General features: G+C 70.1%; 18 protein-coding genes and 2 pseudogenes. 4 read left to right on the forward strand and 16 right to left on the reverse strand.

The window, feature by feature from the left end:
• Positions 1–39: 39 nt before the first annotated feature.
• The 4 genes from GTW67_RS31925 to acs all read right to left on the reverse strand — a co-directional run bounded on the left by GTW67_RS31925 (position 40) and on the right by acs (position 5,167).
• The gene (locus GTW67_RS31925) at positions 40–990 is read right to left on the reverse strand and encodes an alpha/beta fold hydrolase (protein WP_161168223.1); all 951 of its coding nucleotides are present in this window, start codon (positions 988–990) and stop codon (positions 40–42) included.
• A complete protein-coding gene (locus GTW67_RS31930) occupies positions 987–1,475 on the reverse strand; it encodes a phage holin family protein (RefSeq protein ID WP_161168224.1) in 489 nt (162 codons plus the stop codon). The genes GTW67_RS31925 and GTW67_RS31930 overlap by 4 nt, the downstream gene beginning before the upstream one ends.
• Positions 1,476–1,577: 102 nt before the next feature.
• Positions 1,578–3,002 (reverse strand): Na+/H+ antiporter NhaA, encoded by a 1,425-nt coding sequence (gene nhaA, locus GTW67_RS31935; protein WP_161168225.1) that lies wholly within the window; start codon positions 3,000–3,002, stop codon positions 1,578–1,580.
• Between the two features lie 200 nt (positions 3,003–3,202).
• Complete coding sequence (gene acs / locus GTW67_RS31940) at positions 3,203–5,167, reverse strand: acetate--CoA ligase (RefSeq protein WP_161168226.1); 1,965 nt, start codon at positions 5,165–5,167, stop codon at positions 3,203–3,205.
• A 252-nt stretch (positions 5,168–5,419) separates the two neighbouring features.
• Between acs and relB the strand changes: the two genes are divergently transcribed.
• Positions 5,420–5,674 (forward strand): type II toxin-antitoxin system RelB family anti-toxin, encoded by a 255-nt coding sequence (relB, locus tag GTW67_RS31945; RefSeq protein ID WP_161168227.1) that lies wholly within the window; start codon positions 5,420–5,422, stop codon positions 5,672–5,674.
• A 13-nt stretch (positions 5,675–5,687) separates the two neighbouring features.
• Here relB and GTW67_RS31950 read toward each other — a convergent pair whose 3' ends face one another.
• Both GTW67_RS31950 and GTW67_RS31955 read right to left on the reverse strand, forming a co-directional pair.
• Positions 5,688–6,119, reverse strand: a complete 432-nt coding sequence (locus GTW67_RS31950) for a hypothetical protein (RefSeq protein ID WP_161168228.1) — start codon at positions 6,117–6,119, stop codon at positions 5,688–5,690.
• A 147-nt stretch (positions 6,120–6,266) separates the two neighbouring features.
• Positions 6,267–6,710: an ATP-binding protein gene (locus tag GTW67_RS31955; protein WP_237519128.1), complete on the reverse strand. Its 444-nt coding sequence runs from the start codon at positions 6,708–6,710 to the stop codon at positions 6,267–6,269.
• A gap of 140 nt (positions 6,711–6,850) precedes the next feature.
• Between GTW67_RS31955 and GTW67_RS38255 the strand changes: the two are divergent.
• The 3 genes and pseudogenes from GTW67_RS38255 to GTW67_RS31965 form a co-directional block, all read left to right on the forward strand.
• Positions 6,851–7,414, forward strand: a pseudogene (locus GTW67_RS38255) (helix-turn-helix domain-containing protein); the annotation flags it as partial.
• Positions 7,415–7,517: 103 nt separating this feature from the next.
• Positions 7,518–7,817, forward strand: a complete 300-nt coding sequence (locus tag GTW67_RS38260; RefSeq protein WP_272920550.1) for a DUF5753 domain-containing protein — start codon at positions 7,518–7,520, stop codon at positions 7,815–7,817.
• Between the two features lie 44 nt (positions 7,818–7,861).
• Positions 7,862–8,023, forward strand: a pseudogene (locus tag GTW67_RS31965) (DUF397 domain-containing protein); the annotation flags it as partial.
• Between the two features lie 58 nt (positions 8,024–8,081).
• On the opposite strand, the gene GTW67_RS31970 reads toward GTW67_RS31965, so the two are convergent.
• From GTW67_RS31970 to GTW67_RS32015, 10 genes are all read right to left on the reverse strand, one after another.
• Positions 8,082–8,348: a hypothetical protein gene (locus GTW67_RS31970; RefSeq protein ID WP_161168230.1), complete on the reverse strand. Its 267-nt coding sequence runs from the start codon at positions 8,346–8,348 to the stop codon at positions 8,082–8,084.
• On the reverse strand, positions 8,345–8,581 hold the full coding sequence (locus GTW67_RS31975; RefSeq protein WP_161168231.1) for a hypothetical protein: 237 nt from the start codon (positions 8,579–8,581) through the stop codon (positions 8,345–8,347). Before GTW67_RS31975 ends, GTW67_RS31970 begins: the two co-directional genes overlap by 4 nt.
• A gap of 60 nt (positions 8,582–8,641) precedes the next feature.
• Positions 8,642–9,718, reverse strand: a complete 1,077-nt coding sequence (locus tag GTW67_RS31980) for a peptidoglycan-binding protein (protein WP_161168232.1) — start codon at positions 9,716–9,718, stop codon at positions 8,642–8,644.
• Between the two features lie 67 nt (positions 9,719–9,785).
• Positions 9,786–10,505 carry a hypothetical protein gene (locus GTW67_RS31985; protein WP_161168233.1) on the reverse strand — a complete coding sequence of 240 codons (720 nt, stop codon included), beginning with the start codon at positions 10,503–10,505 and terminating at the stop codon, positions 9,786–9,788.
• Positions 10,502–11,353: a hypothetical protein gene (locus GTW67_RS31990; RefSeq protein WP_161168234.1), complete on the reverse strand. Its 852-nt coding sequence runs from the start codon at positions 11,351–11,353 to the stop codon at positions 10,502–10,504. Before GTW67_RS31990 ends, GTW67_RS31985 begins: the two co-directional genes overlap by 4 nt.
• Before the next feature lie 22 nt (positions 11,354–11,375).
• Positions 11,376–12,101, reverse strand: coding sequence for a hypothetical protein (locus GTW67_RS31995; RefSeq protein WP_161168235.1), 726 nt, complete (start codon positions 12,099–12,101; stop codon positions 11,376–11,378).
• Positions 12,101–13,210, reverse strand: coding sequence for a hypothetical protein (locus tag GTW67_RS32000; protein ID WP_161168236.1), 1,110 nt, complete (start codon positions 13,208–13,210; stop codon positions 12,101–12,103). The genes GTW67_RS31995 and GTW67_RS32000 overlap by 1 nt, the downstream gene beginning before the upstream one ends.
• A complete protein-coding gene (locus GTW67_RS32005; protein ID WP_161168237.1) occupies positions 13,207–14,256 on the reverse strand; it encodes a hypothetical protein in 1,050 nt (349 codons plus the stop codon). Before GTW67_RS32005 ends, GTW67_RS32000 begins: the two co-directional genes overlap by 4 nt.
• 12 nt (positions 14,257–14,268) lie before the next feature.
• Positions 14,269–15,234, reverse strand: coding sequence for a phage distal tail protein (locus GTW67_RS32010; RefSeq protein ID WP_202437965.1), 966 nt, complete (start codon positions 15,232–15,234; stop codon positions 14,269–14,271).
• A gap of 4 nt (positions 15,235–15,238) precedes the next feature.
• Positions 15,239–17,434 carry a phage tail tape measure protein gene (locus GTW67_RS32015; protein ID WP_161168239.1) on the reverse strand — a complete coding sequence of 732 codons (2,196 nt, stop codon included), beginning with the start codon at positions 17,432–17,434 and terminating at the stop codon, positions 15,239–15,241.
• Between the last annotated feature and the right edge of the window lie 18 nt (positions 17,435–17,452).

Raw genomic sequence — 17,452 nt, forward strand, 5'->3', positions numbered from 1 at the left:
ACAAGCGTTCCGGCTCGGATACCGGGCGCGTCCGTTCGGTCACCGATCGGGTTCGGGATCCTTCAGCCAGCTGATCAGTTCGGTGGAGAACGTGACCGGATCCTCTTCGTGCGGGAAGTGCCCGAGCCCGTCGAACAGACGCCAGCGGTACGGCGCTTCGACGTACTGCCCGGATCCCGCGGCGCTCCGCGTCCGCATCACGGGGTCCAGCGAGCCGTGCAGATGCAGCGTCGGCACGCGCACCGGCCGCTTCATGCGGCGGTAGAACTGGACGCCGTCGGGCCGGGCCAGGGAGCGGACCAGCCAGCGGTACGGCTCGACGGAGCAGTGCGCCGTGGACGGGATGCACATGGCCCGGCGGTAGACGTCCACCGCGTCGTCGTCCGGCAGCCGCGGGCCCGACCAGTCCTGGATCAGCCGGCCGACCAGCGCGCCGTCGTCCGCGGTGAGCTGCCGCTCGGGGATCCAGGGGCGCTGGAAGCCCCAGATGTAGGAGCCGGCCCGGGACTGGCGGACGTCCCCGAGCATGGCCGAGCGCCACCGCCTCGGGTGCGGCATCGAGGACACCGCGAGCCGCCGCACCAGCTTGGGCCGCATCGCCGCGGCCGTCCACGCCAGGTAGCCGCCCAGGTCGTGGCCGACCAGCGCGGCGTCCGGCTCGCCGAGGGAGCGGATCACCCCGGTGATGTCCAGGGCGAGGCCCGCGGGGTCGTAGCCGCGCGGCGTGCGGTCGCTGCCGCCGACGCCGCGCAGGTCCATCGCGACGGCGCGGAAACCGGCGTCGGCCAGCGCCGTGAGCTGGTGCCGCCAGGTCCACCAGAACTGCGGGAAGCCGTGCAGCAGCAGCACCAGCGGCCCGTCGCCGAGCTCGGCGATGTGGAAGCGGGCGCCGTTGGCGGCGACGTCCCGGTGGGTCACCTCGCGCCCGCCGGGGATGTCGAGCCGTACGACCGAGGTGGATTGCGCCGATGGGGTGGCGGGGTCCGTCATGAGGACGAGCGTGCCACAGCCTCGATGGCCTCGTGGGTCCGGTCGGCGGGAAGCTCCGGGCGCGGGTGCGGCTTGGCGTTCTGGAGGACGCCCGCCGACTGCTTCACGGAGGCGGCGACCTTCTGCGGACCGCGGCCCTTCTTGGCCTTCTTGGCGAAGGTGACGCCGATCAGCGCGAGCAGACCGGCGATCAGCACGTTGGCCGCGAAGGACAGCAGGAAACAGACGGCCATGTTCCAGCCGCTCCAGGTCCGGATCCCGTAGGCGAGGGCGAAGTTCAGCATCGGCAGCGAGAACACCAGGAGCAGACCCGCCAGCGAGAACGCCCCGCCGCTGGTCGCCCCGCGCTTCACGTCCTGCCTCAGCTGCGCCTTGGCCAGTGCGATCTCGTCGTGCACCAGCGCCGACAATTCGGTGGTCGCCGAGGCGAACAGCTGGCCGATGCTGCGTTCGGTGCCGACCGGGCTGCCGTCGGGTGCGCTCATCGCGGTCTCCCTCTTCTGCTGGCTTGCTGCGTACGGTTCCGTGGCGGTCGTCGTCTTCTGTCCGATCGCGAACGGTCCCGTCTTTTGTACCGTCTCGTCAGATCATGCCGGACCGTCGCCCTCCTCGCCTGCCCCGCCCGGCACTTCGGCAAGCCGCGCCGACTCCTTCTCCTCGGCGATCCGGCGGTGTTCGGCGGCCTTGCGCTCGTAGATGGCCGCCATCCGCAGGTGGTACGCCGGGTCGTCCTCCTCGTAGATGTCCGGTACGCCGCTGAGGTCGTCGTCGCGCTCCTCGGCCTCGGTCAGGCGGCGGTACTTGGCGTTCCGGACCTTCAGCAGCACGGTCGCCAACGTCGCCGCGACGACCGACCCGGCCAGGACGGCGGCCTTGACCTCGTCGGTCATCGCCGCGTCGCCCTCGAAGGCCAGCTCGCCGATGAGCAGGGAGACGGTAAACCCGATGCCGGCCAGCGTCGCCACGGCGAACACGTCGGCCCAGGCGAGGTCGTCGCTGAGCGAGGCCCGGGTGAAACGTGCGGTCAGCCAGGTGCCGCCGAAGATGCCGAGCGTCTTGCCGATGACGAGACCGAGCACGACGCCAAGCGTCTCCGGCTTGGTGAACACGTCGGCCAGTGCGCCGCCGGACAGCGCGACGCCCGCGCTGAACAGTGCGAACAGCGGCACCGCCAGGCCGGCCGACAGCGGGCGCACCAGGTGCTCGATGCGCTCGCCGGGGGAGTGCTCCTCGCCCTCGCGGGTGTGGCAGCGCAGCATCAGGCCCATGGCGACGCCCGCGATGGTGGCGTGGATGCCGCTGTTGTACATCAGGCCCCAGACGACGAGGCCGAGCGGGACGTACACGTACCAGCCGCGCACGCCCTTGCGGAGCAGCAGCCAGAAGACGACGAGGCCGGCGACCGCGCCGCCGAGCGCGGCGAAGTTCAGGTCCTCGGTGAAGAAGACCGCGATGATCAGGATGGCGAAGAGGTCGTCGACGACGGCGAGCGTCAGCAGGAAGGCGCGCAGCGCGCTGGGCAGCGACGTGCCGATGACGGCGAGCACGGCGAGCGCGAAGGCGATGTCGGTCGCGGTGGGCACGGCCCAGCCGGCGAGCGATCCGCCGCCCGCGGCGTTGGTGATCGTGTAGACGACCGCCGGTACGGCCATGCCGCACAGGGCCGCCACCACGGGCAGCGCGGCGGCCTTCGGGTCCTTGAGGTCGCCCGCGACCAGCTCGCGCTTGAGCTCGATGCCGGCGACGAAGAAGAAGACGGCCAGCAGTCCGTCCGCCGCCCAGTGCTCGACGGACAGGTTCAGGCCGAGGGCCGAGGGGCCGAAGTGGAAGTGGCTGACGCTCTCGTAGCTCTCGCGGAGCGCGGGGACGTTCGCCCAGATCAGCGCGGCGACCGCGGCGACGAGCAGCAGGACCCCGCCGACGGTCTCGGTGCGCAGCGCGTCCGTCAGGTAGGTCCGCTCGGGCAGGGACAGCCGGCCGAAGGCCTTGCGGGGGGTGCGGGGCGACGTCACGGGGGACCTCCGGTCGATGGGCAGCACGGAATACGTGCCGACCAGACTTCCCGGCGCACCATGAGATCTTGCGATGACGATCTTGTTATGACACTTACGCGTTCCTTAGCGTACCTAACGGGTGGCCTCGGCGCGAACGGAAGGGCACCCGGCGGTTCTCGTGCCGGGTGCCCCTCGCTCCAGTGCTTCAGTCCTGCGGATCAGTCCTCGCTGGACGCCGCCGGGAGCTTGTCCTGGATGAGCTGCATCACGCCGCTGTCGGTCAGGGTGGTGACATCGCCCAGGGCGCGGTTCTCCGCGACGTCGCGCAGCAGGCGGCGCATGATCTTGCCGGAGCGGGTCTTCGGCAGCTCGGCCACCGGCAGGATCCGCTTGGGCTTGGCGATCGGGCCGAGCGTGGCGCCGACGTGGTTGCGCAGCTCGGCGACCAGGTCGTCGCTCTCCGCCGCCGTGCCGCGCAGGATCACGAACGCCACGATGGCCTGGCCGGTCGTCTCGTCCGCCGCGCCGACCACGGCCGCCTCGGCGACCGACGGGTGGGAGACGAGCGCCGACTCGACCTCGGTGGTGGAGATGTTGTGCCCGGACACGAGCATCACGTCGTCCACGCGGCCGAGCAGCCAGATGTCGCCGTCGTCGTCCTTCTTGGCGCCGTCCCCGGCGAAGTACTTGCCCTCGAACCGCGACCAGTACGTGTCGATGAACCGCTGGTCGTCGCCCCAGATGGTGCGCAGCATCGACGGCCACGGCTCGGTGAGGACCAGGTAGCCGCCACCGCCGTTCGGCACCTCGTTGGCCTCGTCGTCCACGACCGTGGCCGAGATGCCGGGCAGCGGGCGCTGGGCGGAACCCGGCTTGGCCTCGGTGACGCCGGGCAGCGGCGAGATCATCATCGCGCCGGTCTCGGTCTGCCACCAGGTGTCCACGACGGGCGTGGCGTCCGCGCCGATGGTCTTCCGGTACCAGATCCACGCCTCGGGATTGATCGGCTCACCGACCGAACCGAGCACGCGCAGGGAGGACAGGTCGAACTTCGCGGGGATGTCGTCGCCCCACTTCATGAACGTCCGGATCGCGGTGGGCGCGGTGTAGAGGATCGACACGCCGTACTTCTGCACGATCTCCCAGAACCGGCCCTGGTGCGGGGTGTCCGGGGTGCCCTCGTACATGACCTGGGTCGCGCCGTTGGCGAGCGGGCCGTAGACGATGTAGGAGTGCCCGGTGACCCAGCCGACGTCGGCGGTGCACCAGTAGACGTCGGTCTCGGGCTTGAGGTCGAAGACCGCCCAGTGCGTGTACGCCGTCTGCGTGAGGTAGCCGCCGGAGGTGTGCAGGATGCCCTTGGGCTTCCCCGTCGTGCCGGACGTGTACAGGATGAACAGCGGGTTCTCGGCGTCGAACGCCTCCGGCGCGTGCTCGGCGGACTGCCGGTCGACGGTCTCGTGCCACCACTTGTCGCGGGAGTCGTCCCAGGCGACCTCCTGGCCGGTGCGGCGGACGACGAGCACGTGCTCGACGATGCCGGCGCGCTCGACCGCCTCGTCGACGGCGGGCTTGAGCGCGGACGGCTTGCCGCGCCGGTAGCCGCCGTCGGAGGTGATGACGACGCGGGCGTCGGCGTCCTGGATGCGGGTCGCGAGCGCGTCGGAGGAGAAGCCGCCGAAGACGACCGAGTGGGCGGCGCCGATACGGGCGCAGGCCAGCATCGCGATCGCCGTTTCCGGGATCATCGGCATGTAGACGGCGACCCGGTCGCCCTTGCGCACACCCAGCTCCAGCAGGGCGTTGGCGGCCTTGGAGACCTCGTCCTTGAGCTGGGCGTAGGTGATGGCGCGGCTGTCGCCGGGCTCGCCCTCGAAGTGGATGGCGACGCGGTCGCCGTTGCCGGCCTCCACGTGCCGGTCGACGCAGTTGTAGGCGACGTTGAGCTTGCCGTCCTGGAACCACTTGGCGAACGGCGGGTTCGACCAGTCCAGGGTCTCGGTCGGCTCCTCGGCCCAGGTCAGACGGCGGGCCTGCTCGGCCCAGAAGCCGAGCCTGTCAGCCTTGGCCTGTTCGTACGCCTCCGCCGTGACGTTGGCGTTCGCGGCCAGGTCAGCGGGCGGCGCGAAGCGTCGCTCCTCCTTCAGCAAGTTGGAGAGGGAAGGACTTTCGTTCGTCGTCATCTGCGCACCGTCCCAAGTGGTTTAGACCATTAACGCGCCCGATTCTCCGGGCCCTGCCGAAGTCGGTCAACCCCTACCCGATCCTGGCACCCGCTCACCTACGGGACACGTGCGACGGCCCCCAGGGGTTCACACCCCCAGGGGCCGCGCTACCCGGCGTAATCGACTCGCAACGAATGCCGGGCAGTCAGTGAATCATGCACGCATCTGCGCGCTCAATATACGGTTCTCCGTAACGACAAACGATCATGAGTGCGCAAGCGTGGTGCGGTGCACGACCACTCCGCCGACCTGCCCGCCTTCCGGCGACACGTCGGCGACCGGCTGCGCTTCTTACGCCACCGTGCCGGCCTCACACAGCAAGCCCTCGCCGAACGCGCCGGCCTCGACAAGCAGGCCGTGAGCCTGATCGAAAACGGCCACCAATCCCCCCGCCTCGACACCGCGAAGCGCCTCGCCGCCGCCCTGGGCATCTCCCTCGCCGAGCTGGTCAACGACCGGGCGTAAGCGCGAACGCCTCTCAAGGGGATGGCGGGGGCCACTCTGGGAGGCGGTTACGCAGCAAGCCCATCTCCGCCAAGAGCTGGTCGCCCTGGGCCTGAGCGGCGAGGTGTGGGGGGTCGATGTACTCCCAATCGCACCGGCCGGGATGGTGCGTGAAGATCGTGCAGACCCCGCTGAGCGGAGTGCGCGACTTCAGGCAGCAGTCAAGGTCGGCCAGCCCTTGACGCTCATCGGTCCAGCACAGGAAGACGTCCGAGTCGGGATCGGTACGGGACCCTGAGCGCAGAAAGGCTGCGTGGAAGTCGTGGGCCACATCCTCAAGAAGGCACTGAAGTACCGTGTCCGAGGCCCACTCGATGGAGGCGCGCGGAGAGCTGATCTTCTCGGCCAGCGTCCGAGTCTCGTCGCTCGCCTCGGTCGTGGCGGTGCACCGGTAGCCGGGGGTCATCGGGTGGCCTCCGTCCTCGACCGCCAGGCCGCACGCCACTTCTCGTGAAGCTGCGCACCCCGCGGGCACTCGCGCTCCGCCACGCACCGCACACAGGACAGGTAATGCGTGGACCACGCGCGGAAGGTGATCTGCGTGGGGCTCCACTCAGTCACCGCGCGCCACCTCCGCCCACACGGCCTTACCGAACGGTCGCTCGACGACGTCCCACCGGGCGGCGAGAGCGGCGACGATGTGCAGTCCCCGGCCGCGCGCCCGCTCATCGGAGTCGGTACGGAGGCGGGGCCGCTTCCGCCGAGTGTCGTGTACCTCGACCCGCACGCAATTCGCCGTGGGCAGCACGACGACCATCACCGAGTCGTCGGGCTCGCCCCCATACCTGTAAGCGTTCGTGACCAGCTCCGAGACGATCAGGCAGACGTCATCCATCTTCGTCTCGGGCATCGGCGGATCACCCCTGAGCAGCACGGCCCGCACATGTTCGCGAGCTGCGCGGGGAGTCCCCGCCTCGGAGGGGAAGACCGCCATCGCGGCCGGGCCGGACAGCGCTTGCTCATCGGCCCGTAAGACATCCGCTCGCATGTACGCCATGCAAACTCCCTCGCCATGGGTGCCAGTCGGCGCAGAGTTTCGTAACGCGCAACACAGGCACGGCAACGTTTCGTGACACTACAGTGCGCCTTTACGCACCCACTGTGCAACCCTCGCAGGACTGAAATGAGAATTCGCATATGCCCGCGAGAGAGGCAGCTCAGGAAGGGGCATCCGAGGTGACATCCCCGGAGCACAAACGGCAGACTGTCGGGTGGGACTCAGGAGGGGAGGCGACATTGAGCGGCCCAACCGTGCGCCGGCGCAGGCTCGGCAAGAAGCTGCGCGCCCTGCGCGACGCCCAACAGCTCACCCTCGAAGACGTTGCCGACAAGAGTGACGGTGCGTTCACCGTGGCCAAGCTGTCGCGGCTGGAGCTGGCCAAGTCCGCAGCCAAGCCGGCCGACGTCGAGGCGCTGCTCAGTCTGTACGGGGCCGACGACGCCGAGTTGCGAAGTGCGCTGCTGTCCCTCGCCCGCGAGGGTGCGCAACGCGGCTGGTGGCACAGCTATCGCGGTGTCCTCTCGCCGGTCTACGAAGACCTGATCAGCTTGGAGCACGAGGCGTCGACCGTGCGTACGTGGCAGATGGGGCTCATTCCCGGGCTGCTTCAGACCGCCGAGTACGCCCGCGAGGTCATCACGACCACCGCCATGTCCGCGGCTGTCGAGGGGCGTATCGATCCCCTAGTCGAGGTACGCCTCGCCCGACAGTCCGTCCTCACCCGCGACGACCCCGTGCACCTCTGGGCGATCATCGCCGAGAGCGCACTCCGCACTCCGCACTCAGTGCGTCGGCGCGGGCGTCATGCGCGACCAGCTCGGCCGACTCCTCGACCGCGGCCGACGCCCACACGTAACGATCCAAGTTCTGCCCTCAGACTCGCCGCCGCACGTCGGCCAGATGGGCAGTTACTCGCTCCTGTCGTTCGAGGACGGCGCAGACCTCGACGTCGTGCACGTCGAGTCGCTGACGTCCGCCCTGTACGTCGAGGACCCGGCAGACGTCGACGTCTACCGGGACGCGTTCGAGCGGTTGCGCGCTGCTGCACTGTCGCCCGAACACTCCGCCGACCGCATCGCACAGATAAGGGAACACACCACATGAACCACATCGCAGACGCCTCGACGCTCCCCGTGACCTGGTGGAAGTCGTCGGCGTCCGGCGCACAGTCCGACTGCGTCGAATTCGGCATCGTCAACGTGGCGACCGTCGCCGTCCGCGACAGTAAGGCCCCGACCGGTCCGGCGCTCCTGCTCGACCGTGCGAGCCTGGCCGGCCTCGTCGACGGCATCAAGTCCGGCGCGCTGTAGGCCGGGTACGCAGAAAGGCGCCCCCCGCGCGGCCGTGTGGCCGTACGGGGGGCGTTCGTCATGCGCGGGTGGCGTACTGCCACAGGCTGAAGACCAGGCCGACCAGACCGACCAGGGCGGCCAGCGACGGGAGCGGCCAGCGGGCGCGTTCGAGGGCGTCGAGCCGCGTCTCATGGTCCGATATGGCGCGGTCGGTCTGGTCGCCGCGCTGCACGAGCAGGGCGAGGCTCCCGTCGACGCGGGCGAACCCCGTCTCCATCGTCCCGCGGAGCCTCTCCAGCTCGACGGCGACCGCCGCCGGGTCGGACGGGGTGGGGATCGTCACCGGCCGCCCCCGTCGGCGTCGTCGACCAGGCCGAGGCCGAACCGGTCGAGCAGGGCCTCGACGGACGGCAGTGCCATGACTCGGGCGAGGCCGCCCGCAACGGCGAGGGCGCCGGCGACGTACGGGAGGGAGCCGGGGACGCCGGACGCGGCGACGATGCCCGGCAGGGCGACGGCACCCGCTACGGCGGTCTGCATCACGGTGCGGATGGTGCGCTTGTTCTCGGGGGACATGGGGGGTGCTCCATTTCTGGGGGGTGGGTCCGCCCCGCGGCCGGGGCGGAGTGGGGATGGTCAGGCGAACAGCCGGCGCCACGTCTCCGGGCCCGGGTATCCGTCCGCGTCGCTGCCGGTCCAGTGCTGCGCGCGCTGGAACGCCTCGACGGCTCGGCGGTCGGACTCCGACCACTTCGGGCCGGGGCCAACGGAGTAGTGCTTGCCGTAGCCCTTGGCGACCAGCTGGCGGCCGAGCTGCGTCACGTAGGCGTTGTTCGCCCCGGGACGGAACTTGTCGCGGCCCGGAAACGCGGGCGCGGACGCCGTGGTCGTCTTGCCCGGGAGGGTGCCGAGCAGGGCGCGGAGCGATGTCTCGCCCGGCACTCCGTCGGCGTCGCCGCCCGGCGCGGTGCCGGTGAAGCCGAGCAGCACCTGAAAGTCGCTGAAGTTCTCGGTGTCGGCGTCGGTCCACCGGGGCCCGGGGCCGGACGTGTAGTGCCGGCCGAACCCCTTCGCGACCAGGGCGCGGCCGACGGCGGTCACGTGGTCGCCGTACGCGCCGTAGCCGTACTCCAGACCGCTGATCGTCACCTTGTAGCGGGCGACGCTCCCGCCCGGGATGACGCTCCCGCCCGGCGTCGGCGCGGCCTCGTAGCCCTCGGCAGGCATGCCCGCCTTGACCCACGCGTAGAGCTTGGTGCCGGGACACAGGGTGGCGATGCCGTCGCGGTGGCCGCGCTTGGCGAGGGTCTTGCCGGTCCGTCGGCATGCCTCGTCGTACAGGGCGCGGCACGCGGCGAGGGCCGTCGCGCTCGGCTCCTGGTCGCCGCCGATCGCGATCTGGACGCCAAAGCCGCTGATGTTGTGGTTGGGGCAGTGCGCGCCCTGGCGGTCCCATCCGCGGCCCTCGAAAATCTCGCCAGCCTGCGAGACGACGAAGTTGTACCCGATGCCCGCCCAGCCGTTGCCGAAGTGCTCGGCCTCGATGGCGCGCGGGATGGCGTAGCCGGTGCGCGTGATGTGGCTCGCCCCGTCGTAGTGCACGAAGAACTCGCTGCGGGAGCTGAGCGGCACGTAGGCGGGGCCATCGCTGGCCGCATCGTGGTCCCACGGGGTGGCGCCCCACGTGGCGCGGCTGATGATCGATACGGACATGGGCGGTGGTCTCCAGACATGAGAAAACGCCCCGGCGCGGTGCGCGGGGCGTGCGGTGATGCGGGGGTTACGGGGCGGAGTTGAGGTTGTCGTACTCGACGTAGGCCGTGGACGCCGGGTCGTTGCTGTAGGCCGGGGTGTCGAGCTGCAACGTAGTCGCGCCGATCACCCACGCCGGGGTGGGCAGGGTGCGCCGAGTCGTCCACGTGAGCCCGTCTGGCGAGGTGGCCCATGTGAGAGTCCCGGCCGTCTCCGTGATCCGCCACCACCGGTGAGCGGTCGCGTTGTACGGGAGAGCCACCGCGTTGTCGTCCCAGTAGGACACGTTCGAGACGAGCCGTAGCGTGCCCGCCGCAGCGTCGTACGTGAAGCCAGCCGACGTGCCCTCGACACCAGACAGCACTTGGAACGACGCCGTCGTGGCGGTCGCCGGGGCGACCAGCGCCGGCACCTTCGGGACCTCGACGAACAGGCCCGACCCTTCGAGCTGCCACGCGGGCGCAGACTGCAACGCGGCGTAGTCGGAGGCGGTCGGCACTCGGGCACGCCCGCCCGTCTCCGTCACCCCGCCGTACGCGTCCGGCCACAGGGCCTCAGACACGACGCCGTCGTTGAAGGTGTCGGCCAGATTGGCGAACAGGCGAGGGTTCGGCGCCGGGGCGAGCATCTCGACCCACGCGACCCCGGTCCACCGCTTCGCCGACGCCACCGGCACCCACGCGGTGCCCGTCCACCGCTGCGGCGTGAACGGTGCCCACGCTGTGCCGGTCCACCGTTGCGCGCTCACCAGAGCCACACGTCACCGACCGCGGGCGCGGCCGGTGCGGTCTGCTGCACGTAGATGCCGACGTCGGCGGCCTTGATGACGACGGCAGCCGCGCTCTTGCCGTTCACGGATTGCACGACGCCTGCGGCGCCGGCGGGGCCGCGAAGATTGCCCTTCGGGGAGCCCCATCCTGCTGCGGTCTTCTGGTAGATGTCGCCCGTGTCGGCGCGGATGAGGACGTCGCCGTCGGCCACTGGCGCGGAGTCTGTGCCGGTGGTGTTGACGATGATCGCGGAGCCGCGGATGTTGCCGCCGACCTTCGCCCAGGTGCCGCCGGTGCGCGCCCACAGGGTGACCGTGGTCGAGGTGATGCCGTAGTAGGTCGCCGTCGTGTACTGGGTGTAGACGTCGCCGTCTTGGCCCAGGCTAGCGGCCGGCGGGGTGCTGCCCGTGTAGACCTGCGAACCTGGCGTGCCCGGCTCGCCCGGGTCGCCCTTGACCGCGACATAGTTCGGCGTCGTCGGATCGGTCGGGGCGATGTCCGCGATGTCGACTGCGGGCGTAGCCGCGGGCAAGAGCACTTGGAACGGCGGGCGGTTGATACCGACGCCGACGAGCTGCTCGGCGACGCTGTACGACCAGTCGGAAGGGTTCATGCCGGGGGCGTCGGTGGCCGGGAGGTCGATGGCGAACGCCCCGGTTGCGTCGAGTTGGGCGTAGACGGGCCCGCCGAGGATGACGTCATAGTTGGCGAACGTGATCAGCGACGGTGCGCGGAACACGACCTGGCCGGCGAGGGGCTTGCCGGCGTCGTCGAGGGACAGATAGCGGCCGGTCACGCGGACGGTGGGTATCCCGTCGGGAAGCATGGGGGAGGGGGGTCCTTCCTGATCAGGAAGCGGAACCGACGCCGTACAGGGCGTAGGGGGCGAGGTAGACCGAGCCGGTACCGGAGACGACCCGGGCCTCGATGCGGACGTCGACTTCCTTGCCGTACTCGTAGTTCGGGATCTCGGCGATGTCCGCCATCTGTGGGGTACCTGATGCGCTGGTGGCGATCACCGTGCCGTCGACGGTGATGCGGGACTGGGCGACGACTCCCCCGTCCCACTTGCCGTACAGGTAGTAGCGCAGCCGGGGATGCTGCGTCGGTGCGCGGATGCGCGCCACCTCTTCCCACGACGTGCTCGACGTGTGCGGCCACAGCTTGTAGTCCGACGCGATCGGCGTGCCGTAGGGAATCCACGGCCGGTACAGACCGCCCGCCTTGACGTCCTCCAACAGGAGGCCGTGCCCGCGCGCATCGAACAGCCGCAGCACCTGCGCTTCGTCCGTCCCGGTGCCGTTGTAGAGGCTCATGGCAACGGAACCGTCCCGGCGTTTCATGATGACGCCGAACTCGCTGACGCCGTTGTCCGGGTTGTAGATGTCGCCGAGACGGAGGATCTCAACACCGCCCGGAGCGCGCACGATGAGCTGCCCGCCCTCGCCGATTGTCACGTCTCCGTTCAGGATTTCGGTGAGCGCGGGCCGCATCTGCGACCGTCCACGCAGCTCGCGCACCTCGCGCTCCAACTTGCTGAGCCGGTCCAACACGTCTTGCGGCACGAACGGCACTACGGAACCTCCAAATACAGCTTGGCCGTCTCGGGACGGCCGCGTTCGGGGGGAGTGATGGACATGCCGACCACCCGGTACCGGGCGTCGAGGACGTCGGGATGCCACAGGTCGCGGATGCGGAGCCGGACCGTGGCGCCGAGCAGCGCGGGCGTGATCTGTCCGCCGAGCAGCACCTCGACCTCGGGGATGACGACCGGGTTGCGGGCGGTCGACCAGTCGGCGCGGGCGTGCGCGTTGAGGGTGTCCTGTCGTTCAACGGTGGTGTAGTCGCTGGTGCCGTCGAGGCGCGGCCAGCCGGCCGCCACGTCGACGTCGTCGACGAGCAGCTCGGACGTGAGCGGGTACGAGTCGGCGGCCTGGTTGCTGTTGACCGTGGCGCCGCGGGATTGCCATGCGTTGGCCTTCTGCGTGGCGTCGGTCGGCCACGTGTAGGACAGCACCGCGCCGGGGTGGTCGAGGACGATATCCGTCGCGCCCGTGGTGATCTTCGGATAGCCGAGTTGGAGCCGCTTCACCCTGCGGCCGTCCGTGTCCCGGAACGACGCGATACGCCACTCGAACCCGCCCTCGACGGCCGCGAGATCGTCGAGCAGGTCACCTACGGCCGGGAGGTCGTACCGCAGGTACGTACGGTCGCGGAGCACGCCCGATGTGAGCGGGTCGTAGGTGATGCCGATATCGCCGCCGGGCGTGTTCTGCACGTAGTCGATCAGGCCGCGGGCGATGTCGAGCTGATCGACCTGCACGGCCACCTGCGTGTCGTACAGGAGTCGGCGGTAGAGATAGGACTCCCAGCCGCCGCACTGGACCTGCGCGCCGAGGAAGCCGCGTTGATCACTGCCCAGGGACAGCGTCCACAGAATGCCGCCCCACCAGATGTCGCGGCCCCGCTCGACCCACACGCCCGTGCGGCCGGGCACCAGCGCGCGCCGGGCCCGGTCGGCGATCTTCCGATTGGGGATCGGCACCGTGCCCGTCAACCTGCCTGTCTTGCCGATGTAGTCGTCCAGGCTCACGCCGCTCACCGGCAGGACGTCGAGGAGCTGGTCGGAGCGGAGATCGCAGAACAGCAGCCGATACGGGGGCGCGAGGCTCGCGCGGGTCACTCGGCCACCTCGTACGTGATGTCGCCCGCGACCCAGCCACCCGTGCCCATCGTGATTCCGGCGGCGGACAGGGTGGACGTGATCTCGGCCGAGCTGGTCACGGCGTACGTACTGACCGCGCCGCCGTTGTCGGCGAGGAACGCCCAGCCTGCCCGCCAGGTACCGCTACCGCGACTGATCGTGCACGTGCCGGTCCACCGCATGCCGCCCAGCGATGCCGGGGGAACCGGCAGGCTGATCACAGGCAGGTTCCCGCTGGTGCTCGACCCCCAGGCCAGATTCCAGGCCACCGCGACGCGATTCGCGTCGCGCAGGTACCGCGCCCGGAGGGAGCCGTTACCGAGTGTCGTGTTCGACAGGGTCGGCGTGTACGACTGCCACCCGGCCGCGGGCGGCGGGTACGCCTCCCAGACGTCGTCAGCGGCGTTCCAGCGTTCGAGGCCGGTTCCGGTGTCCCGGTACTGGCCGTCGTAGGCGCCGGCGTACGTGCCCGCGGCGCCCTGCGGGACGATGCCTCCCACGGCCGTCGTGTACTGCCGCCGGTCGGTGAGCGCCGTCGACCAGTTGATACCCCCCGTGCCCGCCGAGGCGCCCGCGGGCACGGTCACGTCCCACAGACGCAGGTATCCGGCCGGGAGAACCGGCGGGGCAGGCGTCGCAGACGCCTGCCCCTCGACGACCTCGATCGCGGCGAGCGTCTGCCCGCTCACGTCGTACAGGCCGTCGTAGACGTGCACCGCCACGGTGTCGATCCGCGTGAACTGCGCCGCGCCGTCCGTGAACGTCACCGTCTCGGGCGAGGTCACGGCGACCGGGTAGGCGCCCTGCGCGGCTGTGCCCTGCACCGCGCCGCGCCCGATGCCGATGCGTAGAGACATGGCGCCGGCCGACGTCGCAGCGAACGGATTGCCGCCCGGGACCACTCCCGGGCGGGTGGTCAGTTCACCGTCGGGCGTCATCGTGCCGACCGGCGTCAGTCGAGTGTCTTCGCGGGTCTGCCCGGGGCCCGATCCGCCCGGCAGCAGCCATGCAGCGCGCACCGTCACGGCGTCGCCTCCTTAGAAGTAGGCCGACCGCCACCGGAGGGTGACGGACGCGGCGGGGTCGGTCGAGCCGGGCGCGGCCCGGAAGATGAGGGGAGTAGTCGTCGGCATCAGGACGCCGCCGACGAGCTCGCCCGGGGCGAGCGTCCATGTCTGCTCAGGCACCGAGCGGGCGGTCGCGGTTGACAGGCGCGAGGCGGTCTCGTTGAGCGTCACCGTGCCCGCGCGGGTGTCGACCGTGAGGACGTCACCCGCGGCCAACGGGAGGTCGTATTCGAGGACGTCGCCCGTGGCCAAGTTCGTGAGCGACGGCCGGACGACCGGGCCCCGGAACTCGATCAGCGGGTGCGTGGCCGCGCTGCCCGCGTTCATGACGGACAGGGCGCCCGTGCGGCCGGGTTCACCGAACGCGAGGCCTCCGTCGGCGCCCGCGCCGGTGTGCCAGTCGAGGCCCGTATCGGTCCCCGTCTCCGCGCTGGTGTGCCAGTCGAGGCCCTGCTCGGGCATCGGCAGGCGCGCCGAGTCGGACCGTTCGACCAGCTCATACCGGCGCGGATCGGTCGCCTCCCACTCGACCGCCGCCTCCTGAATGGAGCCGACCCGGTAGCCGGGCCCCGTAGGGATCAGCCGGCGGGTGGCCCGGGCGTAGGCGAGCAGCGGCCCGCGTTCGTCGAGCCACACCACGAGCGGTAGTTCGTCCTCGACGGGCACCGTGCCCGCTTCCAGCGCGCCCACGGCGGCGCCGATCGATCCGCGGGGTGCGCGGATCATCAGGCCTTCCACGGTGACCGTGCGGGCTTGCGCGAGCAGCCGGCCCGGGAAGCTGCCGTGCGCGTCGGACCGCGCCACGGTCCCGGAGTCGAGGCCTGGCAGGTCACCCCAGCCGGACAGTGTCTTCCACCGGTACGGGGTGCCGGGGCCGAGCAGCAGCGGCCCATATTGGATGTGGCCCGGCCGGGTCACCAGATCGCCAGCAGCCACCGTGTCACCCCCGTGCCTTCGCGAGCCACGCAAGGGCCTTCGCGTTGTCGTCCGGACCCTCGTTTTCGGCTGCGTGCCAGTGCTCGACGTGCACCGTCGCGCCGCCCGCCGTACTGCCGCCGAACGGCGACGTGCTGCCGTACGCACCGGCCGCGCCGGCATACGCGGAACCGAGCTGGGGCAGCGTCGGCGTAGGCACGAGGTTGGCCATGGTCCGGGCGACCGCGCCCTCGCCGGAGCGGATGCCCTCGACGATGCCGGCGGGAATCCACCGGCCGATCCGGTCACGCATCACCTTGCTCGGGCTGGCGATGCCGAGAGCCTTGGCGACCGGCCCGGGGATGATGCTCTTGGCCCAGCCAATCAGCGTGTCCTTGAGCCACGAGCCCATGCTCTTGATGCCCTGCCACAACCCGCGAACGACATCCGTTCCCTTGCTGTAGAGGAGCTGGGACAGGTCGCCGACGGCCGCGCCCATCTGACGGGGCAGACCAGTCAGCCACGACACCGTTTCGCGGGCCTTGTTGATTGACCCGGTTTTGAATTGCTGCCAGTACCGCGACGCGGCAGAGGACAGAACGCCGCCGAGTCCGCTGATCGCCGAGCCAGTACGGCCCGGAAGACCCTGCATCCACGCCACCAACGCGAGTGACTTTTCTACCGCCTTGTCCTTGGCGTCGCCGAAGTATCCGCCGACCATTCCGGGGATCTGGCCGAGATAGCCGACCGCGTCCAACACGCCGTCCTTGGCGCCGGAAACCTTGGCCACGACCCAATCCCACGCGGCGAGCGTCCAGGCCTTGACCTCGTCCCAGTACGCAATCACGAGGACGACCAGGGCGCCGATCGCAAGACCAACCCAGCCGATCGGACCGAGACCGATAACCCACGCGCGGGCCATCTGCATTCCGGCCCACAATGCCTTACCACCGAGCAGCAGCAGCGCCGGAACCGCCACAGCAGTGATCACAGCGGCGAACGCGTACAGCTCCGTTTGGTGATCCCGCAGGAAACCGACGAATTCCATCAGCTTGGGAATCACGGTGGTGCCGAGGAAATCGACGAGCCCTTGCATGGCCTGCCGCTTGAAAGCCTCGACCTGCGCCCCCGCGTTGTCGCGGAGGGTGTTGCCCATCTGCTCGGCGGTGCCGCCGACCTGGCCGAGCGCGGCGACTGCCTTCGATGGGTCGAGGGCGAGCAGCGCCTTCTGCATGTCCTCGGATTTGGTGCCGAAAAGCGCAGTCGCCGCAGCGTCCCGCTTAATCGGGTCTTCCATTCCTCGCAGCGTGTCGAGGGTTTTCTGTAGCGCCTCGGTGGCGTCGGGCCCGCCCTTGCTGATCTTCTTCGTCATGTCATCGGCGTTAAGGCCGATATCCTTGAAGCCCTGAACGATCTTGTCGGAGCCCTGAACGCCTTCGAGAGTGAATTCCTTCAGCGCGTCGGCGACCACATCCGTGTCACGCGCACCGGCCTGCATTCCCTGAGAAATGAGGCCCGTTGCCGTCTGCGCGTCAAGGCCGAGACGCTGAAATTGGACACTGTATTCGTTGAAAGTGTCCATGAGGTCATCCGCACGCGGGCCCATTTTCTGAAGCCCTGCGGCGAAGATATCGAGCGCTTCCGTGCCGTCCTTTGCGATGCCCGTCTTAATGGCCTGGCCGACAGCATTCGCGGTCTGGCCCAAGTCCAGATCGAACGTGGTCGCGACGTCGCTGACCTTCGTCGCGAGCGATTCGAGCTGCGCCTCGGTCGCATCCGGCGGGGCGATACCCGCCCGCATGACGGCGGAGATCGTGTCCGCGGCCGTCTGGAAATCCTCGGTTACCGCAGACGCGTACAGGCTGCCCGCAAGCTTGCCGTACTTCTGCGCCTCGGCCGGGGTGGCGCCGAGCTGCGCCCCTAGGCGGCCGGTGATCTGGCCCTGTTCGAGGGCCTGGCCGAAACCGGCGACCAGCAGGGCGCCACCGGCGAGGCCGGCGCCGAGCAGACCGGCCTTCATGCTGTCACTGAAGCGGCCCGCGGCCTCGCTGCCCGCGGCGTCGGCGCCCTCCCCTGCCGAGTCGGCGAGGCTGTCGGACAGGCCCTCGCCGATGTTCTGCCCGGCGCGGCGGGCGTTGCCCTCTGCGTCGGCGAGACCGGACCGCATCGCGGAGTCGTCGACGTCGATCGTGGCGAGCAGCTCGCCAACGGTGAGTGCCACGCCGGATCACCTCCTTGG

The sequence above is a fragment of the Streptomyces sp. SID5910 genome, from assembly GCF_009862125.1.
Classification (GTDB): Bacteria; Actinomycetota; Actinomycetes; order Streptomycetales; family Streptomycetaceae; genus Streptomyces.

Bases quoted from the DNA above. Each gene is read 5' to 3' on its own strand.
- GTW67_RS31925 (WP_161168223.1), bottom strand. From the start codon at position 990: ATGACGGACCCCGCCACCCCATCGGCGCAATCCACCTCGGTCGTACGG.
- GTW67_RS31930 (WP_161168224.1), bottom strand. From the start codon at position 1,475: ATGAGCGCACCCGACGGCAGCCCGGTCGGCACCGAACGCAGCATCGGC.
- acs (WP_161168226.1), bottom strand. From the start codon at position 5,167: ATGACGACGAACGAAAGTCCTTCCCTCTCCAACTTGCTGAAGGAGGAG.
- GTW67_RS31950 (WP_161168228.1), bottom strand. From the start codon at position 6,119: ATGACCCCCGGCTACCGGTGCACCGCCACGACCGAGGCGAGCGACGAG.
- GTW67_RS31955 (WP_237519128.1), bottom strand. From the start codon at position 6,710: ATGGCGTACATGCGAGCGGATGTCTTACGGGCCGATGAGCAAGCGCTG.
- GTW67_RS38260 (WP_272920550.1), top strand. From the start codon at position 7,518: ATGCGCGACCAGCTCGGCCGACTCCTCGACCGCGGCCGACGCCCACAC.
- GTW67_RS31975 (WP_161168231.1), bottom strand. From the start codon at position 8,581: ATGTCCCCCGAGAACAAGCGCACCATCCGCACCGTGATGCAGACCGCC.
- GTW67_RS31980 (WP_161168232.1), bottom strand. From the start codon at position 9,718: ATGTCCGTATCGATCATCAGCCGCGCCACGTGGGGCGCCACCCCGTGG.
- GTW67_RS31990 (WP_161168234.1), bottom strand. From the start codon at position 11,353: ATGCTTCCCGACGGGATACCCACCGTCCGCGTGACCGGCCGCTATCTG.